The sequence below is a fragment of the Athalassotoga sp. genome, assembly GCF_049965695.1.
In the GTDB taxonomy this organism is placed as follows: domain Bacteria; phylum Thermotogota; class Thermotogae; order Mesoaciditogales; family Mesoaciditogaceae; genus Athalassotoga.
Genome location: NZ_JBMFWB010000018.1, coordinates 1 through 19,558 on the forward strand (window position 1 = coordinate 1; position 19,558 = coordinate 19,558).

Below are 19,558 nucleotides of genomic sequence, written 5' to 3' on the forward strand. Positions count from 1 at the left end.
GCTTGGCGTGTTCGCACAAACGCGCTTTCTCGGGGTTTTCGATTACATGGGCTCGGTAGATGTGCTGAGTGGATCGGGAGTTGGTGTAATTCAGATTGTGATCTTATCGCTTTTGAGTTTTTTGTTGTTGGGATTTACGTATTTCAAATTCAAAAATATGGATATATAGGAGGGGTAAGATGATTCTTACGACCACAGAAAATATTCCGAACAGGAAGGTAGAAAGTATTTTAGGCCTCGTCAGGGGCAATACGGTAATGTCGAGAAACCTGGGGGTAGACATAGCCGCATCTTTAAAAACGCTCGTCGGTGGGGAGATAAAAGGGTATCAGGAACTTCTTATAAAATCGAGAGAAACGGCCATTGAAAGGATGGTATCCGAAGCCGAAAAACTCGGTGCCGATGCAGTTATAATGGTAAGGCTTACGACAAGCGAGATCATGAAGGGCACAGCCGAAATCCTTGCATACGGGACGGCCGTTAAACTTTCGGGAATAAAATAAATAAAAACGGTACTTACCATTTCAAGCGGCATAAGCCATTTTATGTATTTCACAAAGCACCCCAAATTTTTCATATTTTTTACAATCTAAATTTGTATGCGTCAAGAACCCATTTTGGCATCGCGAATCTTGCCGTCTTAAGAGGATCTACCATCTGACATATCTGCGCTTGACCGGTCGCGCTCATGATCATCGCTATTTCATGCAAATCCAAAGGTATCCTATCTTTCAAAATCAAAGCCATATTCTCCGTTGCCCGGGTGATCGCATCATCAACTGTTTTTCCCGATGCTATGGTTGTAAAATAATCACCGTTTGACAATATCGGATCGCTGATTTTCAAGTTCTTTACCGATTCCAATCGCAGTTTTACGCTGCCCGCAACTTCTACGCCAGTCACGCCTATTTCTCCGTCACCCATAGCCGCATGCAAATCGCCCAGACCAAAAAGGGCACCTCTTACGAAAACAGGCAGGTAAAGTGTGGAACCTGTTGTTATCATAAGGTTGTCCATATTTCCGCCATGCGATCCCGGCGTACCGCAACTGACTTCTCCTGTCTTTGGCGCAACACCTATGACTCCTATCATCTTGTTAAGGGGAATCGAAAGTTTTGAATCGAATACAGCCATGCTTCCTCTTATGGGTATCACTTTGGTACGTATTCCTTCGAGTAAATGCCCCAGTGTGCCTTCATCTTTACCCGCAACCATGACCCCTTTTTTTGCAACGGAAATATCAAGAATTTCAATTTTTAAAGCATCACCCGCTTCGGCACCTTCGACAAAAATCGGTCCGGTTGCAGGGTTAATCTTCGACCAGTCAATCATTTCAACGGTATCGGATGGGTTTTGAATTTGATTTGAAAAGCAGTCCATCGTCTCGATCTCCGCGACGCTTCCCGAAGCAACACTAAAAGCCGGCGCGTTTTCTGATGAAAAAGAGAAAAAACGTTTCTCACTTTTGATTTTTTCCACATCGACCTCCCAATCCACATCGGATTTCGAATGATTTTCGGCATGTAAAATTTGTGTTTATGACATTTTCAATTTTCTCACGCTTCTCGAATATTCGTATATCCAATAAGCGATTCCCGTTATTATCGAAAGTACCCCGAAGAAAAGATATCCGTTTGCAACACCGAAAAGGTTTGAAACCCAGCCACCGACTATATAACCGAAGATGGCCGAAATTCCTATCGTGACGACCCAGAATATGGCCTGAGCGTCGGATCTGTGTGAAGGCTCTATTTTAAGGTTGACGTAATGCCATATCGCGTAATACACGGCTATGAAATTGAAAAATTCAAAGGCCTGAAAGGCTATCACAAGTGCCGGATTTGTGACGGACCACGTGAGAATCCATCTTATGCCGTATGCAAAGGATGCCATGACAAGTATTTTCTTGATGCCCAATTTTGTCACAATGCGATCCGCAAAGAACAAAAAGGGAACTTCGGATAGGGCATGAACGGCTATCGCGATTCCGGCGTAAGAAACCGATTCTCCTCTTGCCTTCATAAGGATGGGAAAAAAGTAAAGGCCGAAATTTCCCGAAGAGATGACAAGCGTTTCGAGCAAAAGCATGATGTAAAATTCGCCGGGCAAATTTTTGAAAGAGAATTTGCGCTTTTCCTTTTTTACGTTGTATCCATGTGTTTTCGGAATGAATAAGGCAGACAATCCTATTGAAAGAAAGGCAAGGGATCCAATCGCAAAAAAGACAAGATCGCTTTTCAAATATCCGAAAAAGATCATAGCAAGCGCAAATCCTATCGATCCCATCATCCTGGCCTTCCCGAAAGAAAAACCACGCTGATTCAACTGAGCTATCGAAATCGATTCGGCCAGAGGCAGGATCGCAGTCCATACAAAGCCTATTGCGAAGGTCATTATCAGGACAGGCAAAAAACTTTTGAAAGAATAAACTCCCCAGATCAAAACCGCGCTTGCCATCGATACAAAGGCAAGCACGTTGTTTTTAACCCTTTTATCGGCAAAGCGCATCCAGAACGGATTTGAAAAAAGCACCGTTATCGCCGCTACACTTCCGAGAAGGCCGTTTTGGAGATCGGAAAAATGCAACGCGTTGAAATAATTGCCAACGAAAGAAAAGAAGGCTCTCGGTACGTATATCAACAATTCCAAAAGAAAAAATTGCCAGATCACAAGATTATTGACCTTGCGTATTTTATGCTTTCTTCGGTTTCTGCTATCGGATCTCCCGTTCCTTCGTACTCGATGGAAAGAAAACCGTCGTAGCGATTTGCGTGCAAAAATTCGACGATTTCTTTCAAAGGCACTTCTCCTTTTCCCAAAATAGTGCCTTCGTACATTTTGCCGCTCAAAGATCTGTAACCGTTTTTGCCCGAAGGTACTTGCTTGAAATCTTTGAAATGAACGAACCCTATGTGATCTTTGAGATTTTTAACGGCATCGAGAGATTTTTCATCAGCGAGCAAAAAATTAGCGACATCGGCGTTTGATTTGAAGTTGGGTGAATTCACGGCATCTATGAGTGCTTTAACCTGACTGCTTTTTCCGACGAAAAGGCCGTGATTTTCTATCACCAAAGTGATGCCGTTTTCCTCCGCGTAAGGTGCGACCGCTTTGAATCCGTCTATTATCCACTGTTTTGCATCTTCAAAGGCGATGCCTTCCTTTTCTTCTCCGCTGAAGACCCTTATGTATTTCGCACCGAGATCGCAGGCTATGTCAATACTTTCTTTGATGTAATTGACTTGCTTTTCGCGATCGGCCTTTTGACTTTGAACGAAATCGTTGTTTATGGAATAGGACGAAACTTCCATCTTTCTTTCTTTCAAATTGGCTTTAACTTCTTTTATCTCTTTGACACTCAAAAAATTGTCCAAAAGTTCAACGTATTTTACGTTGTTGTCATGACAAAAGGAGATGAAATCAATGTTGTTCATCTGCTTTGAATAGACTTTTTCGTGAACGCTCCATATACTGACGGAAAGTTTCATATTCAAATCATTCCTTTCATTTTACGATCACTTCGTGACCCGTTTTCCCCGATTCGTATATCGCATCCAATATCTTCATAAGGGAAAGGCCATCTTCTGCCGGATTCAAACACTTGATTCCGTCTTTGACGCAATCTTTGAAGTGCTTTATCTCTTCTTCGAAGTTGAAGTTGCCGCGTCTTCGACATCGTTGTACTCCGAGTAATCGGCGGGATAATCAAATCACAACCAACGATTCATCAGGGCATGGTTTTTCTTCAATTTGGATCGTTAAGTGGTTTATCCCATATTTTTCTTTCAGCAAATTATTTACCTGAGTTCTCACCATATCAGCCATTTTCATCTCAGATGGTCTGAGACGGACATGGCATTCCATCATTGCATCTTCACCATCAAGACTCCAAACATGGACATGATGAAAAGAAAGTACACCCTGAATTGATTCAACGTCTTTTTTCATCTGCGTAAAATCAATTTTTTGCGGCACGCCTTCCATGAGTACGTTTATGGATTTTCCTATTATTTCAAACGATTCGTACGATATGTAAGCGATTATTCCAAAGGTCACAAGCGGATCGAGGATGTACCAGTGATAAAGGCCTATAAGAATTCCAACGACTATGACAGCAGCGGAATTCATAGAATCAGAAAGCATGTGAATAAATGCAGCCTTTACGTTCAGATCGTGGTGTGAATGGCCATGAAGCAGAAGTGCTCCGAGTGTATTTCCCACAAGGGCCACAATTCCCACCCATATCACCATCTCTCCGTTTATCACTTCTGGGTGGATAAGTCTTATCGTGGCCTCGTAGCCTAAAAAGGCAAAGGTCATCAAAAGTATAATCGAATTGATCAGAGCCGCTATCACGCCCGATCTTTTGTACCCGTATGTTTTTCTTTCGTTTTTTTGCTTTTTTGATGCGATGTTGGCAAACAAACTCAAAATCATTCCGCCAGCGTCTTCGAGGTTGTGAAGAGAGTCTGTTATAAGTGCAAAACTTCCAGATATAACTCCAAATGAAAGTTCGAAAAAAACTATTCCGAAATTGACAAAGATATTTGCCCATAAAGCCTTTGATGCATCTTTGTGTTCATGAACCTCATTCATAAAAACCCTCCTTAACGTGTTCACTTAGCGCGATCAAAAGATTTGAAATATGAGAATCGGCAAGTGAATAAAATATTTTGTTTCCCTCTTTTCTTGTTTTAACGGCACCACCGAGTTTTAGAATTTTCAATTGATTTGAAACGGTGGACTGTTTTATTCCAAGTTCTTCAACGATTTTGCCCACACATGCTTCTCCTTTCTCGAGGAGATACATGAGAATTGTCATTCTTAATTCATTTGCGAAAAGAGAACTCATTTTGGCCATAAGGCTAACATTAGGTTTATCCATATATCATGATTATATGATATTCTATTTCAAATGTCAACTGTCCAAAATTTTTATCGATGTTATGACAATTTCCCTTACAAAATATGAGTTATTGTGATATACTTGATCAACTTTAAATGTGAAATATACAAGGAGGCATAATGAACAACATTTCTCATCTTGTGAAAACTGAAGATTTAAATCATCATAGTACGCTTTTTGCGGGTAAGGCAGCAGAATGGTTTGTTGAGGCAACCTACATTGAGGCCAATCTTGCGTATAAAAATCCAGAAAATCTTGTTTGTTTGAAAATACATGGTTTGAAATTTACCAATCCCGTTAAGAATGGCAGCATCATAAATATAAAAACTTCTCTTGCTTACACAGGCAAAACAAGTATAATGGTATATGGTAAAATTTACAACGCTCTCAGGCCAGAAGAAGTTATGGTTGAAGGATTCGTAACTTTCATTTCCGTTGATTCAGATGGGAACAAACAGCCACACAACATAACTTTTACACCTAAGACCGAGGAAGAAATAGAAATTTATCAAAAAGCAGTTGAGTTGAGAAACACGGAATTAAAAGTTAAAAGTTTGTAGAGGAGAGAAATTGAACAACTTAATCCAGGTAATTTTACTTTCAATGGCACCAATTTCTGAATTAAGGGGTGCTATTCCGCTTGGAATTCTTGCGTATCATATGAATGCGACGTTGGTGACGATCGTATCGATTATCTCAAATATGGTACCTGCGATAGGTATCATTATGCTTTTTGATTCGATACTTCCATGGGTGAAAAAACGATTTCCATCTATAGGAAGATTTGTCGAGAGATTTTCTCAAACGAGAAAAGAAAAAAACAGAAAGAGAATAGAAAGATATGGTTTGCTTGCCATAATAGCCTTTGTGGCGATTCCCTTCCCTCTAACAGGTGCATGGACCGGTTCTTTGCTTACAGTCCTTTTCGAAATGCCGAAGTTTAAATCCATCATTGCCGTTGCAATTGGGGTAACGATAGCCGGTATGATCGTAACTTTGTCCATTTTGCTTGGCACGAATAATTTATACTAAACCAGTTTTAAATTCCGAATCGCAGCGATGGCAGGTGCCCCACTCGATGTCTGGTCCTCGCAGGCTGCGGAGGCCATCTCGGAGGCATCCTGCCCTTCGCTTAAATTAAATGAACATTCGACTTTTAAAGTTATTTAAGTATATAGCACATGTGAAAAAGTGAACTCTTATCAGAAAATTAACTGTAATTGTTACTCGACTTAACTTTTCAGAAATCCTGCTATTATAAAATTATTTTTGGCATATGATTATAATGAAAGCAGGTGAAAAAACGTGAATGAGCGTTTAGAAATTGGGAAAATGGAAAAATTGAAACAACATTTGGATAAGTACCTTTTAGTTTACGTTGGAATAGCAATGGTTGTTGGATTGGCCGTTGGATTTCCTCTGTTCAAACAAATAGGAACGATAAAGCCTTTTCTTCAAGTGTTGAATTTGGTCATCATCGTGTTCATGATATATCCGATGATGGTTGGTTTGAATTTTGGTGAATTGAAAAACATATCAAAGATGTGGAAGCAATTCTTGTTCGGATTGGCGATAGGATTGGTCTATGCTCCGCTTTTGATGGCTTTACTTATAAGAATCATACCCATGAACTCTTATCTGTCTTTCGGATTGATTCTTGTTTTCGCCGTTCCGTGCTCTTCAATGGCAATTGCGGCGACAGGATTGGCAAAAGGTAATACAGAACTTTCAACGATTCTCGTTGCAATTCAATTTATACTTGCTCTCGCAGTTGTTCCTTTATGGCTTTCGATCTTTGGATCAAGTTTTCACGTTCCGTTTCCAATGTTCGAAATCATACAAACTCTCATAATTATAGTTGCAATACCAATGTTGTTAGGCTTTGCAACCAAAAGTACGATAGAATCAAAGGGTGGTAAAAAGGCATTATCGAAGGCAAGGGCTTCTCTGCCGGCAATGTCACTTCTTGCTTTGTTCACGATGATCTTTTTGATATTCATGGAACAGGCCCATCTTATAACATCTCAATGGCAATCTGTGCTTGTTACCCTTGCGCCTTTAACGCTTTATTACGTCATAACGATCTTGCTTTTGACCGTCGTGGATCTCATATTGATGGTAAAGTACAAAGATCACATGGCAATAGTGTTCACATCTGTCGGGAAAAATGAAGGCACCGCGATGGCAATAGCACTTGCCGGAGGTATAGGTCTTGCGGCGGTACCTGCTGCGATAGCCCCTCTTATTCAGGTTCCATTACTTGCCACTTATTTGAAGTTTCACTGGCAAATAGCCGGGTTGTTCTCGAAAAGATCGCATCGCCTTGTAAACGAATACGAACTCCACGAGATTAAAGAAGTAGAAGAAAGATAATTAAAGCAGTCCCTGATTCAAGGGACTGTTTTTTTTTGGTGGTTTTTATTGTAAAATTGGGTTAATCGTATCAAAGGAGGAAATAATTTGAAAATAGGGGTTTTAACGGTCAGCGATAGATGTGCAAGAGGAGAGATGGAAGATAAGAACATCTTAGCCATAAAGGAAATTTTTTCAAATACAGGCGATGTTGTTGCTTACGAGGTAGTTCCAGATGAAAAAGATATGATCTCAAAAAAGATCATTCAATTCTGCGATGAATTAAAAGTCGATCTCGTTTTAACCGCAGGAGGTACGGGTTTTGCGCCAAGAGATGTTACACCGGAAGCAACAAAAGATGTCATAGAAAAGGAAGTGCCAGGCATACCCGAAATAATGAGAACCGCAACGTTTTTTTCTAAAACAAAGAATTCCGTGCTTTCAAGAGCCGTTGCCGGCATAAGGGGTAAAACTTTGGTGATAAATTTACCGGGAAATCCGAATGGCGTAAGAGAAAATCTTGAAGTCGTAATGGAAATACTTCCGCTTGGAATTTCTTTGTTGGATGGCAATCAACATGTACATACAAGGATATCGGGAGATGATCTGCGTGAAAAATCTTGAGGAAGCCATAAAAATTTTTGACAAAGTATGTGAAGTCAACGAAGATGAATCTGTAACGATAGAAAATTCAGTTGGAAGGGTTTTATCTTCCGACATCATTTCCAATTACGATTTTCCTCCTTACGATAGATCCGCAATGGATGGTTTTGCTTTTCGTTACGATGATGCTATTAAATCACCGATTTTAAAAGTTAAAGATGATGTACTCGCAGGTCATCCAACCGCCGTGGATCTCAATGCAGGAGAATGCGTAAAGATAATGACAGGCGGTCTTGTGCCTGCCCCGTGTGATACCGTTGCCGAGATAGAAATCTGCAACGCAGATAAAGACAAAGTTGAAATCAAAAAAATGCCTTCTAAATTCGCAAACATCGCCTTTAAGGGAGAAGACCTTAAAAAAGGTGAAATCGCTTTAAAAAAAGGTGATTTGATAGCCACCAACAAGATAAATCTGCTTGCCTCTCTCGGCATGAAATTCGTAAATGTAAAAAGGAAATTAAGCATAGGCGTTTTACCGACAGGCGATGAACTTGTCGATGTTGCGGATCAGATAGACAACGGAAAGATACGGGATTCATCGAGATATTCTCTTCAAGCCCAGATAAACGGCATACACCAAACGTTCGTGAATTTGGGTATTTCACGCGATAACGAAGACGAGATAAGATCCAAGGTCGAAGAAGCATTCAAAAAAAATTGCGATATCTTGCTTATAACCGGCGGATCGTCGGTTGGAGACAAAGACTTAACGGGTAAAGTGCTTGAAGATCTGGGAGCGGAGATACTTGTCGAGAAAATATCCATGAAACCCGGTGCCCCAACTATCATATCAAAGTTGAACAGATCAAGAGAGATGTGGATCTTTGGAATGCCAGGAAACCCTGTGTCAACATATCTCGCTTTTGAAATGGTCGTTGTGCCACTCATTGAAAAAATGCTTGGAACCGGGGAATTGCATCCCATCATTTTTAAAGGCATGTTTTCCGGTACATTCAAGAAAAAAGCAGACAAAGTACATTTTGTACCTTGCAGGGTTGAAAACGGCACCATAAAGCAGATAAAATACAACGGTTCAGGTGATTTCACATCACTGTCAAAGGCAAATGCATTTTTCATAGCACCGAAGGAAACTGAGATTATAAACAACAACGATCTGGTAAAATATTTCATGATCTGAAAATTAAGTGATGGCATTTAAAATAGATTTCAAATGTGGAGGTGCATTTTGAAAGCGATAAGAGGGGCTATTTTTATCGATGAAGATACGCAAGACGAAGTTAATCTGAGAACATCACAACTCATGGATAAGATTTATCAGATAAACGGTATATCCGATAAAGATATCATTTCCGTCATTTTCAGCGTGACAAGAGATGTAACTTCTTTAAACCCTGCTACGGCTTTCAGGAAATCAGGTCACGATTTGCCTCTTATGTGCCTTCAAGAAGCAGAATTTGATGGCGATCATGAGATGACGATAAGGGTAATGGTCTTTGCCAATTGCGAGGATGCAAAGCATGTTTATGAAAATGGTGCCGAAATTCTGAAAAACGGAGGAGAAAGATGATCATCCATGTTGTGAATGGTCCAAATTTAAACATGCTCGGAAAAAGAGATCCTACGATTTATGGATCGTTTTCGTACGATCAAATCATCGATAGGATAAAAAAATGGGCTGAGACGAAGGATGTGATTCTTGACTTTTTTCAGTCAAATCATGAAGGTGAAATAATCGACTACATTCAAAACCTACCTGAAACAGATGGAATAGTCATAAATCCTGGAGCCTTTGCGCATTACAGTTATGCAATTCACGATGCGCTTGAGACATTTAAAGGTTCGAAAGTTGAGGTACACATTTCGAATATATTCAAAAGAGAAGAGTTTAGATCTAAAAGCGTAATATCGCGTGCATGCGATGGGATCATCTCGGGTCTTGGATGGTACGGATACATTCTTGGCATTGAATACGTTATGGAGAAAAAATGAGAATTGCAATTGTGGGTTTGGGACAAATTGGCGGATCTATCGCGTTAAAGTTAAGAAGTTCGGGATATACCCCCGATCTGTTTGACGTCGATCCCCAACTTTGCGAAGGTATAGGTGGAAAATGCGAACAGTTCAAAGGTCAGGGCTACGATCTTGTTGTTCTTGCGCTTTATGCCGATGTGATTTTAAAAATCATCGAAGATCTGCCAAAAGATAATCTTTATTTAGATACAGCCTCCGTCAAAGTACCGGTCATGAAAAAAGCGAAAGAAATAGGACTTAAATTTGTAGGAGGACATCCGATAGCCGGAAATGAAAGAACAGGAAAGGATTCATGGGATCCCGAGATGTTTGAAGGCAGACCGTTCGCGATAGTCAATCCAAATTTGGATGATGCTTCTATGCGCATCGTGATGGAATTGATAAGCACGATAGGATCCCATCCGGTGATGGTTGACGCTGAGTTTCATGACAAAGCGCTTGCCCACACGAGCCAGGGTCTTTATTTCATCTCAAAAATCATAAAAACGTTAGGATTACCCTATGAATCACTTGCCGGTCCTGGATACTCATCCATGACAAGACTTTCAAAGCAGAACCCTCTGCTCGAAGAGACTTTCAAAAGATACAATTCAAAAAACATATCTGAATTTTTAGATGAAACGATAAAAGCACTTGAAAATATCTCAAAGGACTTAAAAAAATGAAAAAATACGCGATAATAGGAGAACATCTTGGCCATACCGTTTCACCTTTGATCTACAACACTTTGTTCAAAAGGATCAAAATAGACGCAACTTACGGGATAATCGAGATACCAAAGGCGAATTTTGATCGCGACGTGGAAGAAATGACAAAAACGTTAGACGGTTTCAACGTCACAATCCCTTACAAAGAAATGATCCTCGTGCACCTGAAGGCATTTTCGGATGACGCAAGAAGTATGATGGCAGTTAACACCGTTGATCTGTCTATGACAGGTTTTAACACAGACTGGCAAGGCTTTTACGAAAGCATCAAGAATGTCGATTTAAAAGGAGATTCAGCCATCGTCATAGGTGCCGGAGGGGCGGCAAAAGCCGTATGCTTTGCTCTCAAAAAAATGCACATGAAGATATACGTCAAGGACAGAACGCCGGCAAAAGCACTGGAATTAAAGAAACTCTTCGGTGTAAATCTTGAAGACCCTCTATTTGAAAACGTTGCAATCGTGATCAACGCAACACCTCTTGGGATGTATCCAAATGTCGATGACATGCCTGACATCGACTTGAAAAGATTCACAAGAGACTGTGTTGTGTACGATCTCATTTACAATCCGGCGCCGACAAAATTTCTTAAATATGCATCAACACTTGGCCTTAGAACAATCGACGGGTACAAAATGCTCGCAAATCAGGCAATTTTGAATTTGAAATTATGGTCAATGGAAGAAGTTGCCGAATATCTTTTATCTGTCAGTGACAAATTTCATTCCATTCTCGACAGCCTGTAAATTCAAATCAACAAGTTTTTTGTTTCTATTCGCAAAAGTTTCTTCAAGGGCTTTGCCTATCGCTTCTATCTTGATAAACCCCGTTGCTTTTGCGAACGCTCCAAGCGTTACCATGTTTAAGACCTTTGCATTTCCTATCATGTCTGCTATTTTATTGGCATCTATTTTGTAAATTTTGATATCTTTCCTTGAAGGTGCTCTGTCTATGACTGAAGAGTTAAGCAAGATCGTGCCGTCTTTTTTCAAAATTTCCTCAAATTTCATCATCGATGGGATATTCATGGCTATAACCACGTCTGGAGAATCCACGACAGGAGAGCCTATAGGTTCGTCTCCTATTATAACGGTGCAATTGGCGGTACCTCCTCGCATTTCAGGGCCATAAGACGGAAGCCATGTAACGTTCAAACCATCGAACATCGCCGCTTCCGCTATGATCTTACCCATCAGCATAACACCCTGGCCGCCAAAGCCTGCTATAACTATGGACTTGATCATCTCACATCAACCCCTTTGTTCTATCCACAAAGACGCCCAGCGGGAAAGTTTTTGTCATGTTATCTTCAAGCCATTTCATCGATTCGATGGGAGTCATTCCCCAGTTGGTCGGACATGTTGAAAGTACTTCTATCATCGAAAATCCCAGCCCTTTCAATTGAACCTGAAAGGCTTTCTTTATCGCTGCCTTTGTTTTTATAACATTTTGCGGAGTTGTAACCATTGTTCTTTCTATGTAAGCGGAACCGTCAAGCGTCGACAGCATCTCGCTCATCCTTATCGGATATCCATTGGCCTTTGCATCTCTTCCGTATGGAGAGGTCGTCGTCTTCTGGCCAAGCAATGTCGTCGGTGCCATTTGTCCGCCCGTCATTCCGTAAACGGCGTTGTTTATGAAGATCGTCGTGATGTTTTCTCCCCTGTTTGCGGCATGGACGATCTCAGCCGTACCTATGGAAGCGAGATCCCCGTCTCCCTGATAGGTGAAGATAATTCTGTCAGGTAAAGATCTTTTCATTCCCGTGGCAACGGCAGGTGCCCTTCCGTGAGCCGCCACAGTGCCATCCAAATCAAAAAAATTGTAAGCAAAAACGGAACATCCAACAGGAGCCACCATTATCGTCTTAGACGCTATTCCAAGTTCATCTATGACTTCCGCAATTATTCTATGGACTATCCCATGATGACATCCCGGGCAATAACTGAATTCGACCTTACTCAAAGATTTCGGCATTTGCGCAACTATTTTATCGGCCATTTCAATCACCTCACGATCTTTTTTATCGCATCTAAAATTTCAACCGGCGTGGGCACAACCCCAGCGCTTCTTCCGTAAAAATGCACATCGCTCTTTCCCAAAACGGCTAACTTCACATCCTCAAGCATTTGACCGTAACTCATTTCAACTGTAAGGATATTTTTCACGTTTTTTGAAATTTCGGATAATCTATCGTAAGGGAATGGCCACAAAGTTATGGGTCTAAAAAGTCCCACTTTTATGCCTGATTTACGGGCATAATCGACGACTGTCTTGACTATTCTTGCCGTCGTGCCATAGGCAACGACTGTTATTTCAGCATCTTCAATTTTGAATTCCTCGTATTTAACTTCATTTTGAGCAACCTTTTTATACGTTTCCTGGTATCTCAAGTTCATCTTTTCAAGTTCGTAAGGATCGAGATCGAATGAAGTTACCTTTCTTGGTTTTCTTCCATTCGCACCTGTAAGAGCCCAATTTGGTTCTGCAAATTCCTCAGGCTTTGTCCATTCCGGCAATTCTACAGGTTCCATCATCTGCCCTATCATGCCATCAACCAACACCGTCACAAGCATTCTGTATTTGAAGGCAAGTTCAAAGGCTTCATTCATCATACTGGCAGCCTCTTGAAGTGTGTGCGGCGCAAGCACTATCATACGGTAATCGCCGTGACCGCCACCTTTTGTGGATTGAAAATAATCACTTTGAGACGGCTGAATATCGCCCAGGCCAGGGCCACCGCGCATGACGTTTATAAAGACCGCCGGCAATTCGGCACCTGCCATGTAAGAAATGCCTTCCTGCATCAGACTAAAGCCTGGTGAAGAAGTCGAAGTCATTACCTTTCTGCCTGTACATGCTGCACCGTAAAGCATGTTAACGGTTGCAACTTCACTCTCGGATTGCAAAAAAGTACCTTTTACTTCAGGCATTCTCTTTGCCATGTATTCGGTCAATTCGCTTTGAGGCGTTATAGGGTATCCAAAATAAAGCCTGCAACCTGCCCTTATGGCTGCTTCGGCTATAGCTTCTGTGCCTTTCATAAGCATTTTCATTTTAAACACGCTCCTCAGAAACTCTGTGAACGGTTATGCAAACATCCGGACACATGTAGTAACAAAAAGCACATCCCGGACATTTATCGTCTGGATCGTAAAGTTCAGCGTAATGGTATCCCTTATCGTTGAATTTTTCAGAAAACCTTAAAACATGTTGAGGACATGCATTTATGCAAAGACCGCAACCTTTACACCTCTCGGTGTTTATTTCAACATATCCTTTTTTTGCCAAAGTAATCACTCCTCACCAAGGATTTTTCATGAATCTTTTGATCTTAAAAACGGCTAAATTTCCTTCATAATCCATGTCTTGATCTACAGAGGTGAAGGCCAACGGAATAGATGTTTCTTTGGAAACTTCCGTTAAAATTTCTTCTCCCATTTTGATATCATCGAATTTTGTCTCCGATCCAACGTTTGAGTTGTTCACAAGGTAATCTATTTTTATCTTTCCTGTCCGGGAGATTCTATCTATATTAGAGATTATTTCCGATTTGGTTGAACTGAACGGTCTAAAGATGTTTACCACGAAGAAGGTAGATTTTTCAACTTTATCGATGAAATTTTTCAGAGAACCAAGTACGATCGCACCGTCTTCGTTTCCGCCGACATCCACAACAGTCAAAAAATCCGGATTCGATATATATCCTCCAACTTCGGGAGGTATTATGGGAAGATCGGCATGCATGTATCTTTCCGGCACCGTAACCATCTTTATTTGCATTTCCTCAAGAAAAGATTTCTCATCTCTGCTTCTAAAATATGGGCTTATTATGTCTATATCAGCAATGGCAACGTGGGTTTGCTTTTCCCTCAAAAAGATGGCGGTATTCAAAGATAATTCCGTTTTGCCACTTCCAAACATACCGACGTAGAGGTAAAGTTTTGTCTTACCGTTGAACAAATTTTCAAGCGTAATTTTTAGGTTGCTCCTCTCCTCTTAGCACTCTAAGCGCACCCATTGCAAGGGCCTCCTCCTCGCGACCGCCGGGAAAAACCATAACGGGTGCTATGTAAGAAACTTTTTCTTTTATCCATTTGATCATATGCTTTGAATCGTAAGCCATTCCGCCGGTGAGTATGATGGCATCAACGTTTCCTTCAAGTGGCACAACCATTCTTCCTATCCACTTCGAAATCTGGTAAGCCATCGCATGGTAAACGAGTTCTGCATGTTTATCTCCGCCATCTACCATTTTTTGAACATCAACAGCGTTATTCGTCCCAAGGTGGGCAACAAGGCCGCCTTCTCCTTTTATTTTTCTTTTCATTTCCTCGAAAGTGTATCTGCCACTGTAACAGAGATCTATGAGAGATGTCAATGGCAAAGTTCCGCTTCTTTCGGGGCTGAATGGTCCATCACCGTCTAAGGCGTTGTTGACATCGACAACACGCCCTTTTTTATGTGCTCCCACCGAAATTCCACCGCCCATATGTGCAACTATGAAATTACACTCTTCGTATCTCTTTTCAAGAGATTCGGCAGCCTTTCTTGCCACAGCCTTTTGATTCAAAGCATGAAAAATGGATTTCCGTTGAAAATCAGGATGTCCCGATATTCTTGCGATATCATCCAGTTCATCCACAACAACGGGATCCACGATAAAAGCCGGTTTTCCTGTTAACTTGGAAAATTCATCCACGATCATGGCTCCAAGATTGGAAGCGTGTTCTCCGTATTTCGCTTCTTTCAATTCTTTTACCATAAGATCGTTTACGATGTAAGTGCCTCCTTGCACGGGTTTCACAAGTCCGCCTCTTCCGACAAAAGCCGCAAAATCAAACAAAGTATAATCGGTATCTTTTAAAAATGCGTTTATTTTGTCAACCCTGAATTGGTATTGATCTGCCATATGCCTGAACGGTCTTAACTCTTCGGCAGAATGATAAAGATTTTGAGATTTTATCTCCTTTTCTCCATCAAAAATGGCAATCTTGGTTGAGGTAGAACCCGGATTAACGGCAAGGATCTTCAACATCTTATCCCGCCTTTGCCAGCAAAGCACTTAAGGCTATAGAATAAAGTCTCGTTTCCGCGTCATCTGCCCGAGAAGTCAAAACAATAGGAACTCTTGCACCGACTATTGTTCCGGCCAACTTACCTTTTGCGATGAAAATCAATCCCTTGTACAATATATTCCCTGCTTCTATGTCCGGAACAAGCAAAATATCCGCATGACCGGCAACAGGACCTCCGATACCCTTATGTTTTGCGGCCTCTTCACTCACTGCGTTGTCAAGCGCAAAAGGCCCATCGACTATTGCGCCGGTTATTTGTTTTCTATCGTACATCTTTGCCATCAAGGCCGCATCTAAAGTTGCAGGCATGGCAGGACTTACAGTTTCAACTGCTCCGAGTACGGCAACTTTCGGCACATCGATTCCCATAACATGTGCAACTTTTGTCGCATTGTAAATAGAATCGATTTTTTGGTCAAATGTAGGTGCTATGACCATCGCAGCGTCCGTGATTATAAGCAGTCTATCGTAAGATGGTACTTCGAAGATGCCAACATGATTCATCGTTTTTCCGGTTCTGAGATTGAAATTTTTGTCAAGTACGGCATGAAGTAAATCAGAGGTATGAACCTTTCCTTTCATCAAAAGATCGCAATGATAGGTATGAACAAGTTCGACTGCTTTTCTTGTCGCTTCCAACTCTTCTTTTTCATCGATAACTTCGTAATTGGAAAGATCGATCTTCAACTTCAAAGCAAGTTTTTCGATCTCTTTTTGATCTCCAATCAACGTCGCATCGATTATACCTGTTTTTCGAGCATCTTCAACGGCTTCAAGGACAACTTCATCCTGAGCCACTGCAACGGAGATTCTCATTTTTTTGTCAAGATTCTTTGCTTTCTCGACGAGTTCAGACAGCTTTTTCATTTAATTTCACACTCCTTTGATTGTACAATTTTACTTTTTCTTTTCTCTCCAAAACTCTAAGCGTCCCCATCGCAAGTGCTTCCATCTCATGTCCTCCCGCCATTACAAGTACGAGAGATATTTTAGATATGTATGATCTTATAATACCAATGAATTCATTACTGTATGACATACCTCCTGTTAAAACTATCGCATCAACTTTTCCATCGAGAACTGTTGCCATTTCAGAAATTCCTTTGGCTATCTGATAGGCCATCGCTTCAACGATAACTCTGGCTTTTTTGTCTTCTTTTGCCAAGTTCAACGCTATTCTGAGATCATTTGTCGATAAGTAGGAGATGAGTCCACCATGACCTACGTACCTTCTTTTTAATTCGTCTTTCGTGTATTTTCCAGAATATGCAATTTTAACGATATCACCGACGGGCATTTCTCCTGTTCTTTCAGGGCTAAATGGTCCTTCATCATTTGCGTTGTTGACATCTACCATCCGTCCATGTTTGTGGGCTGCCACCGAAATGCCGCCGCCCAGATGTGCTATCACAAAATTACATTCCTCGTATTTTTTACCTATTTCCTGTGCTGCCATTCTTCCAACCATCTTCATGTTAAGTGCATGAGAATAACTTTTTCTTTCCAGATCCGGAAGGCCTGAAATTCTCGCGATATCATCCATTTCATCCACGGAGACCGGATCTGTGGTGTAGACCGGTATTTTCCCTCTTGAGAGTTCATATCCTATCAAACCCGAAAGATTCGAGGCATGATCTACTTTTGAATTTCTGAGCGCATCTATCATGTTTTCATCGACCGCATAAGTACCGCTTTCAATCGGCCCTATCAAACCGCCTCTGCAAGAAATTGCATCTATATCTTCCATCGAGAATTCAGATGCTTTTAAGGATTCAAGTACATCTTTTTTTCTGTATTCAAGTTGATCCGTAACTTTTTTGAAATTCGATAAATAAGCCATATCATGGTTTATCTCTTTATCGAAGACACGATTCTGATCTTCAAAAATCGCTGTTTTTGTAGAAGTTGAGCCGCAATTTATAACAAGAATCCTGTGCATCATATCACCTGTCAGTTTCTAACAGATTTCCGATTCTTTTTATTCCCTCTTCTATTTCATCTTCCGATGGTAAACAGAAAGAAAGCCTCATGGCAGAACTTTTTCTGTCATCAACGTAAAAGGCCGTTCCGGGAATGTAAGCAACGCCAATTTTTTTGGCCTTTTCGAACAATTCCATCGTATCGAAGTTTTTGGGCAATTCAAGCCATATGAACAGACCTCCATCCGGTCTTGTCCATTTTGCGCCATCTACTTTCACGTATTTTTCGATGGCATCGAGCATTTTATTTTTCTTGCTTCTGTAAATTTTCACGGATTCTTTTATTCTCTCGAAAATAGTGCCTTTTTGAAGGTACCTTGCGGCTATTCTTTGCGTAAGTCCCGGAGTGCAAAGATCCACACCTTGTTTTCCGAGTGCTGCCTTTGCGACAATTTTGCTGTCTCCGACTATCAATCCTATTCTAAGTCCCGGGCTCATAACTTTGCTTAGCGTGTTCAAAAGCAGGACATTGTGTCCTTCTGCAATTTCATAAAGGTCAGGAAGCCTTTCGCCTTCGTACCTTAATTCACCGTAAGGATCATCCTCGACTATCATGAAATTGTATTTTCTTGAAAGGTCGACAAGGGCTTTTCTTTTTTCAAGACTTAAAGTTACACCGGATGGATTATCGAAATTAGGGACGGCATACACGAACTTCAACTTTGAAAGTGCTTTATTTTGATCGAGTTTTTTTATCTCTTTTTCCATCTGATCGATGTTGAAACCATCATCTTCTATGTCTACCGCTATAAATCTCGGGCCGTAACTTTTAAAAGCACTTATCGCACCGAGATAAACCGGATGACCGACAATAACGTACGAATCGGTATCAAGCATGATTCTTCCAATTAAATCCAGTGCCTGCTGAGATCCTGTGGTTATAAGAAGATTTTCCGGCTTAAGACCGTTTATTCCCTTTCTTTCTTTTAAAACTTTTATATATTCGTTTTTTAATATCGGATCGCCTTCTGTCGGACCGTATTGAAGAGCAAATTTGTATTCGTTAAGAATGACATCCTTTGAAATTTCCGCCAGCGCTTCCCTATCGAACGTTTCGGGATCTGGAGCGCCTCCGCCGAAAGAGATCAAAGAAACTATTCCGGTGTCTCTAAGCAATTCTCTTATTATGGATGATTTCATACGCTTTGACATAGAAGAAAATGAATTTTCTAACATGGGTGTTCCTCCCTTCAAAGATATGTTAGCATTATTCATGCCAAAAAAATCACATCTCAAATATCGCGCCATATTTCATTTTTAGAGAAAAAGCATGAATGCCATTTATTGCATTATGCAAAATATTGCATTCTAAAAACTGTAAGAAAATCCAAAGGACAGAGTTTTTGAACGAGTATTTTGAAAGACGATTTTTGAATTAAGATATCCCAAAATCGCTCCAAAAATAACATCCGAAGGATAATGCACTCCATAATAAACTCTTGAAATCGCAATGTAAGTGGCCAACGAATAGAAAACGATTGAAAATTGAGGGAAATATTCACTCCATATGTAAGCCGCTTCGAATGCCATCGCAGCATGACCTGATGGCATTGAATATCCAGAAGCATCGGCACGTTTTACAACCCAGTCGTAAGTTTGAAAGGGTCTTGGTCTATGGAAAAGCAATTTAAAAAGTTCAACCTCTCCGAGTGTAAGACCAAAACTCAAAATTGTTTGTTCTTTATTGAGAAAACAAGGTGAAATGCCAACAATTCCGGCAAAATAATCTGTGGATATAACCGGTTTCATAACATCAAACCACGGTTCGTCTGTTCCGTTTATAGACTTCAAAAGCACAAGATCCATGTTTTCAGATGCAAATACGTAAAGTGAGATCATTATGACACACAACACGATGAATTTTATTCTAATAGACATGAT

Annotated in this window: 25 protein-coding genes; 10 read left to right on the forward strand and 15 right to left on the reverse strand. The window is 40.8% G+C overall.

The window, feature by feature from the left end:
- Window positions 1-179: 179 nt before the first annotated feature.
- Window positions 180-503, forward strand: a complete 324-nt coding sequence (locus ACP5NR_RS06615; RefSeq protein ID WP_428006149.1) for a YbjQ family protein — start codon at window positions 180-182, stop codon at window positions 501-503.
- A gap of 79 nt (window positions 504-582) precedes the next feature.
- On the opposite strand, the gene ACP5NR_RS06620 is transcribed toward ACP5NR_RS06615, so the two are convergent.
- The 5 genes from ACP5NR_RS06620 to ACP5NR_RS06640 all read right to left on the reverse strand — a co-directional run bounded on the left by ACP5NR_RS06620 (window position 583) and on the right by ACP5NR_RS06640 (window position 4,885).
- On the reverse strand, window positions 583-1,479 hold the full coding sequence (locus ACP5NR_RS06620; protein ID WP_428005000.1) for an acetamidase/formamidase family protein: 897 nt from the start codon (window positions 1,477-1,479) through the stop codon (window positions 583-585).
- 57 nt (window positions 1,480-1,536) lie between these two features.
- Window positions 1,537-2,670 carry an MFS transporter gene (locus ACP5NR_RS06625; protein WP_428005001.1) on the reverse strand — a complete coding sequence of 378 codons (1,134 nt, stop codon included), beginning with the start codon at window positions 2,668-2,670 and terminating at the stop codon, window positions 1,537-1,539.
- Window positions 2,667-3,488 carry a sugar phosphate isomerase/epimerase family protein gene (locus ACP5NR_RS06630; RefSeq protein ID WP_428005002.1) on the reverse strand — a complete coding sequence of 274 codons (822 nt, stop codon included), beginning with the start codon at window positions 3,486-3,488 and terminating at the stop codon, window positions 2,667-2,669. The genes ACP5NR_RS06625 and ACP5NR_RS06630 overlap by 4 nt, the downstream gene beginning before the upstream one ends.
- A 217-nt stretch (window positions 3,489-3,705) precedes the next feature.
- A complete protein-coding gene (locus tag ACP5NR_RS06635; protein ID WP_428005003.1) occupies window positions 3,706-4,596 on the reverse strand; it encodes a cation diffusion facilitator family transporter in 891 nt (296 codons plus the stop codon).
- Window positions 4,589-4,885 (reverse strand): ArsR/SmtB family transcription factor, encoded by a 297-nt coding sequence (locus ACP5NR_RS06640; protein WP_428005004.1) that lies wholly within the window; start codon window positions 4,883-4,885, stop codon window positions 4,589-4,591. Before ACP5NR_RS06640 ends, ACP5NR_RS06635 begins: the two co-directional genes overlap by 8 nt.
- A gap of 140 nt (window positions 4,886-5,025) precedes the next feature.
- On the opposite strand from ACP5NR_RS06640, the gene ACP5NR_RS06645 reads away from it, so the two are divergent.
- The 9 genes from ACP5NR_RS06645 to ACP5NR_RS06685 all read left to right on the forward strand — a co-directional run bounded on the left by ACP5NR_RS06645 (window position 5,026) and on the right by ACP5NR_RS06685 (window position 11,366).
- Window positions 5,026-5,466 carry an acyl-CoA thioesterase gene (locus ACP5NR_RS06645; protein WP_428005005.1) on the forward strand — a complete coding sequence of 147 codons (441 nt, stop codon included), beginning with the start codon at window positions 5,026-5,028 and terminating at the stop codon, window positions 5,464-5,466.
- Window positions 5,467-5,476: 10 nt separating this feature from the next.
- A complete protein-coding gene (locus ACP5NR_RS06650; RefSeq protein WP_428005006.1) occupies window positions 5,477-5,938 on the forward strand; it encodes a COG2426 family protein in 462 nt (153 codons plus the stop codon).
- A 273-nt stretch (window positions 5,939-6,211) separates the two neighbouring features.
- Window positions 6,212-7,279, forward strand: a complete 1,068-nt coding sequence (locus ACP5NR_RS06655; protein WP_428006150.1) for an arsenic resistance protein — start codon at window positions 6,212-6,214, stop codon at window positions 7,277-7,279.
- 87 nt (window positions 7,280-7,366) lie between these two features.
- A complete protein-coding gene (locus tag ACP5NR_RS06660) occupies window positions 7,367-7,882 on the forward strand; it encodes a MogA/MoaB family molybdenum cofactor biosynthesis protein (RefSeq protein ID WP_428005008.1) in 516 nt (171 codons plus the stop codon).
- Window positions 7,869-9,059 (forward strand): molybdopterin molybdotransferase MoeA, encoded by a 1,191-nt coding sequence (locus ACP5NR_RS06665; protein WP_428005009.1) that lies wholly within the window; start codon window positions 7,869-7,871, stop codon window positions 9,057-9,059. The genes ACP5NR_RS06660 and ACP5NR_RS06665 overlap by 14 nt, the downstream gene beginning before the upstream one ends.
- A 48-nt stretch (window positions 9,060-9,107) precedes the next feature.
- Window positions 9,108-9,449 (forward strand): chorismate mutase, encoded by a 342-nt coding sequence (gene aroH, locus ACP5NR_RS06670; RefSeq protein WP_428005010.1) that lies wholly within the window; start codon window positions 9,108-9,110, stop codon window positions 9,447-9,449.
- The gene (gene aroQ, locus ACP5NR_RS06675; RefSeq protein WP_428005011.1) at window positions 9,446-9,871 is read left to right on the forward strand and encodes a type II 3-dehydroquinate dehydratase; all 426 of its coding nucleotides are present in this window, start codon (window positions 9,446-9,448) and stop codon (window positions 9,869-9,871) included. The genes aroH and aroQ overlap by 4 nt, the downstream gene beginning before the upstream one ends.
- Window positions 9,868-10,578 (forward strand): prephenate dehydrogenase, encoded by a 711-nt coding sequence (locus ACP5NR_RS06680; protein ID WP_428005012.1) that lies wholly within the window; start codon window positions 9,868-9,870, stop codon window positions 10,576-10,578. Before aroQ ends, ACP5NR_RS06680 begins: the two co-directional genes overlap by 4 nt.
- On the forward strand, window positions 10,575-11,366 hold the full coding sequence (locus tag ACP5NR_RS06685; RefSeq protein WP_428005013.1) for a shikimate dehydrogenase family protein: 792 nt from the start codon (window positions 10,575-10,577) through the stop codon (window positions 11,364-11,366). Before ACP5NR_RS06680 ends, ACP5NR_RS06685 begins: the two co-directional genes overlap by 4 nt.
- Here ACP5NR_RS06685 and ACP5NR_RS06690 read toward each other — a convergent pair.
- The 10 genes from ACP5NR_RS06690 to ACP5NR_RS06735 all read right to left on the reverse strand — a co-directional run bounded on the left by ACP5NR_RS06690 (window position 11,322) and on the right by ACP5NR_RS06735 (window position 19,555).
- Complete coding sequence (locus tag ACP5NR_RS06690) at window positions 11,322-11,864, reverse strand: 2-oxoacid:acceptor oxidoreductase family protein (RefSeq protein ID WP_428005014.1); 543 nt, start codon at window positions 11,862-11,864, stop codon at window positions 11,322-11,324. The two genes, ACP5NR_RS06685 and ACP5NR_RS06690, sit on opposite strands and share 45 nt — an antisense overlap.
- 1 nt (window position 11,865) lies before the next feature.
- Entirely contained in the window at window positions 11,866-12,621 is a 756-nt protein-coding gene (locus tag ACP5NR_RS06695; RefSeq protein WP_428005015.1) for a thiamine pyrophosphate-dependent enzyme, read from the reverse strand.
- Between the two features lie 5 nt (window positions 12,622-12,626).
- On the reverse strand, window positions 12,627-13,676 hold the full coding sequence (locus ACP5NR_RS06700; RefSeq protein ID WP_428006151.1) for a 3-methyl-2-oxobutanoate dehydrogenase subunit VorB: 1,050 nt from the start codon (window positions 13,674-13,676) through the stop codon (window positions 12,627-12,629).
- Between the two features lies 1 nt (window position 13,677).
- Entirely contained in the window at window positions 13,678-13,911 is a 234-nt protein-coding gene (locus ACP5NR_RS06705; RefSeq protein WP_428005017.1) for a 4Fe-4S dicluster domain-containing protein, read from the reverse strand.
- 12 nt (window positions 13,912-13,923) lie between these two features.
- Window positions 13,924-14,583 (reverse strand): cobalamin biosynthesis protein CobQ, encoded by a 660-nt coding sequence (locus tag ACP5NR_RS06710; RefSeq protein WP_428005018.1) that lies wholly within the window; start codon window positions 14,581-14,583, stop codon window positions 13,924-13,926.
- A 4-nt stretch (window positions 14,584-14,587) separates the two neighbouring features.
- A complete protein-coding gene (buk, locus tag ACP5NR_RS06715; RefSeq protein WP_428005019.1) occupies window positions 14,588-15,658 on the reverse strand; it encodes a butyrate kinase in 1,071 nt (356 codons plus the stop codon).
- 1 nt (window position 15,659) lies between these two features.
- Window positions 15,660-16,565 (reverse strand): phosphate butyryltransferase, encoded by a 906-nt coding sequence (locus ACP5NR_RS06720; RefSeq protein WP_428005020.1) that lies wholly within the window; start codon window positions 16,563-16,565, stop codon window positions 15,660-15,662.
- Complete coding sequence (gene buk, locus ACP5NR_RS06725; protein ID WP_428005021.1) at window positions 16,549-17,637, reverse strand: butyrate kinase; 1,089 nt, start codon at window positions 17,635-17,637, stop codon at window positions 16,549-16,551. The genes ACP5NR_RS06720 and buk (ACP5NR_RS06725) overlap by 17 nt, the downstream gene beginning before the upstream one ends.
- A gap of 4 nt (window positions 17,638-17,641) precedes the next feature.
- Window positions 17,642-18,853: a PLP-dependent aminotransferase family protein gene (locus tag ACP5NR_RS06730; protein ID WP_428005022.1), complete on the reverse strand. Its 1,212-nt coding sequence runs from the start codon at window positions 18,851-18,853 to the stop codon at window positions 17,642-17,644.
- 132 nt (window positions 18,854-18,985) lie between these two features.
- Entirely contained in the window at window positions 18,986-19,555 is a 570-nt protein-coding gene (locus ACP5NR_RS06735; RefSeq protein WP_428005023.1) for a phosphatase PAP2 family protein, read from the reverse strand.
- Window positions 19,556-19,558 lie beyond the last annotated feature (3 nt).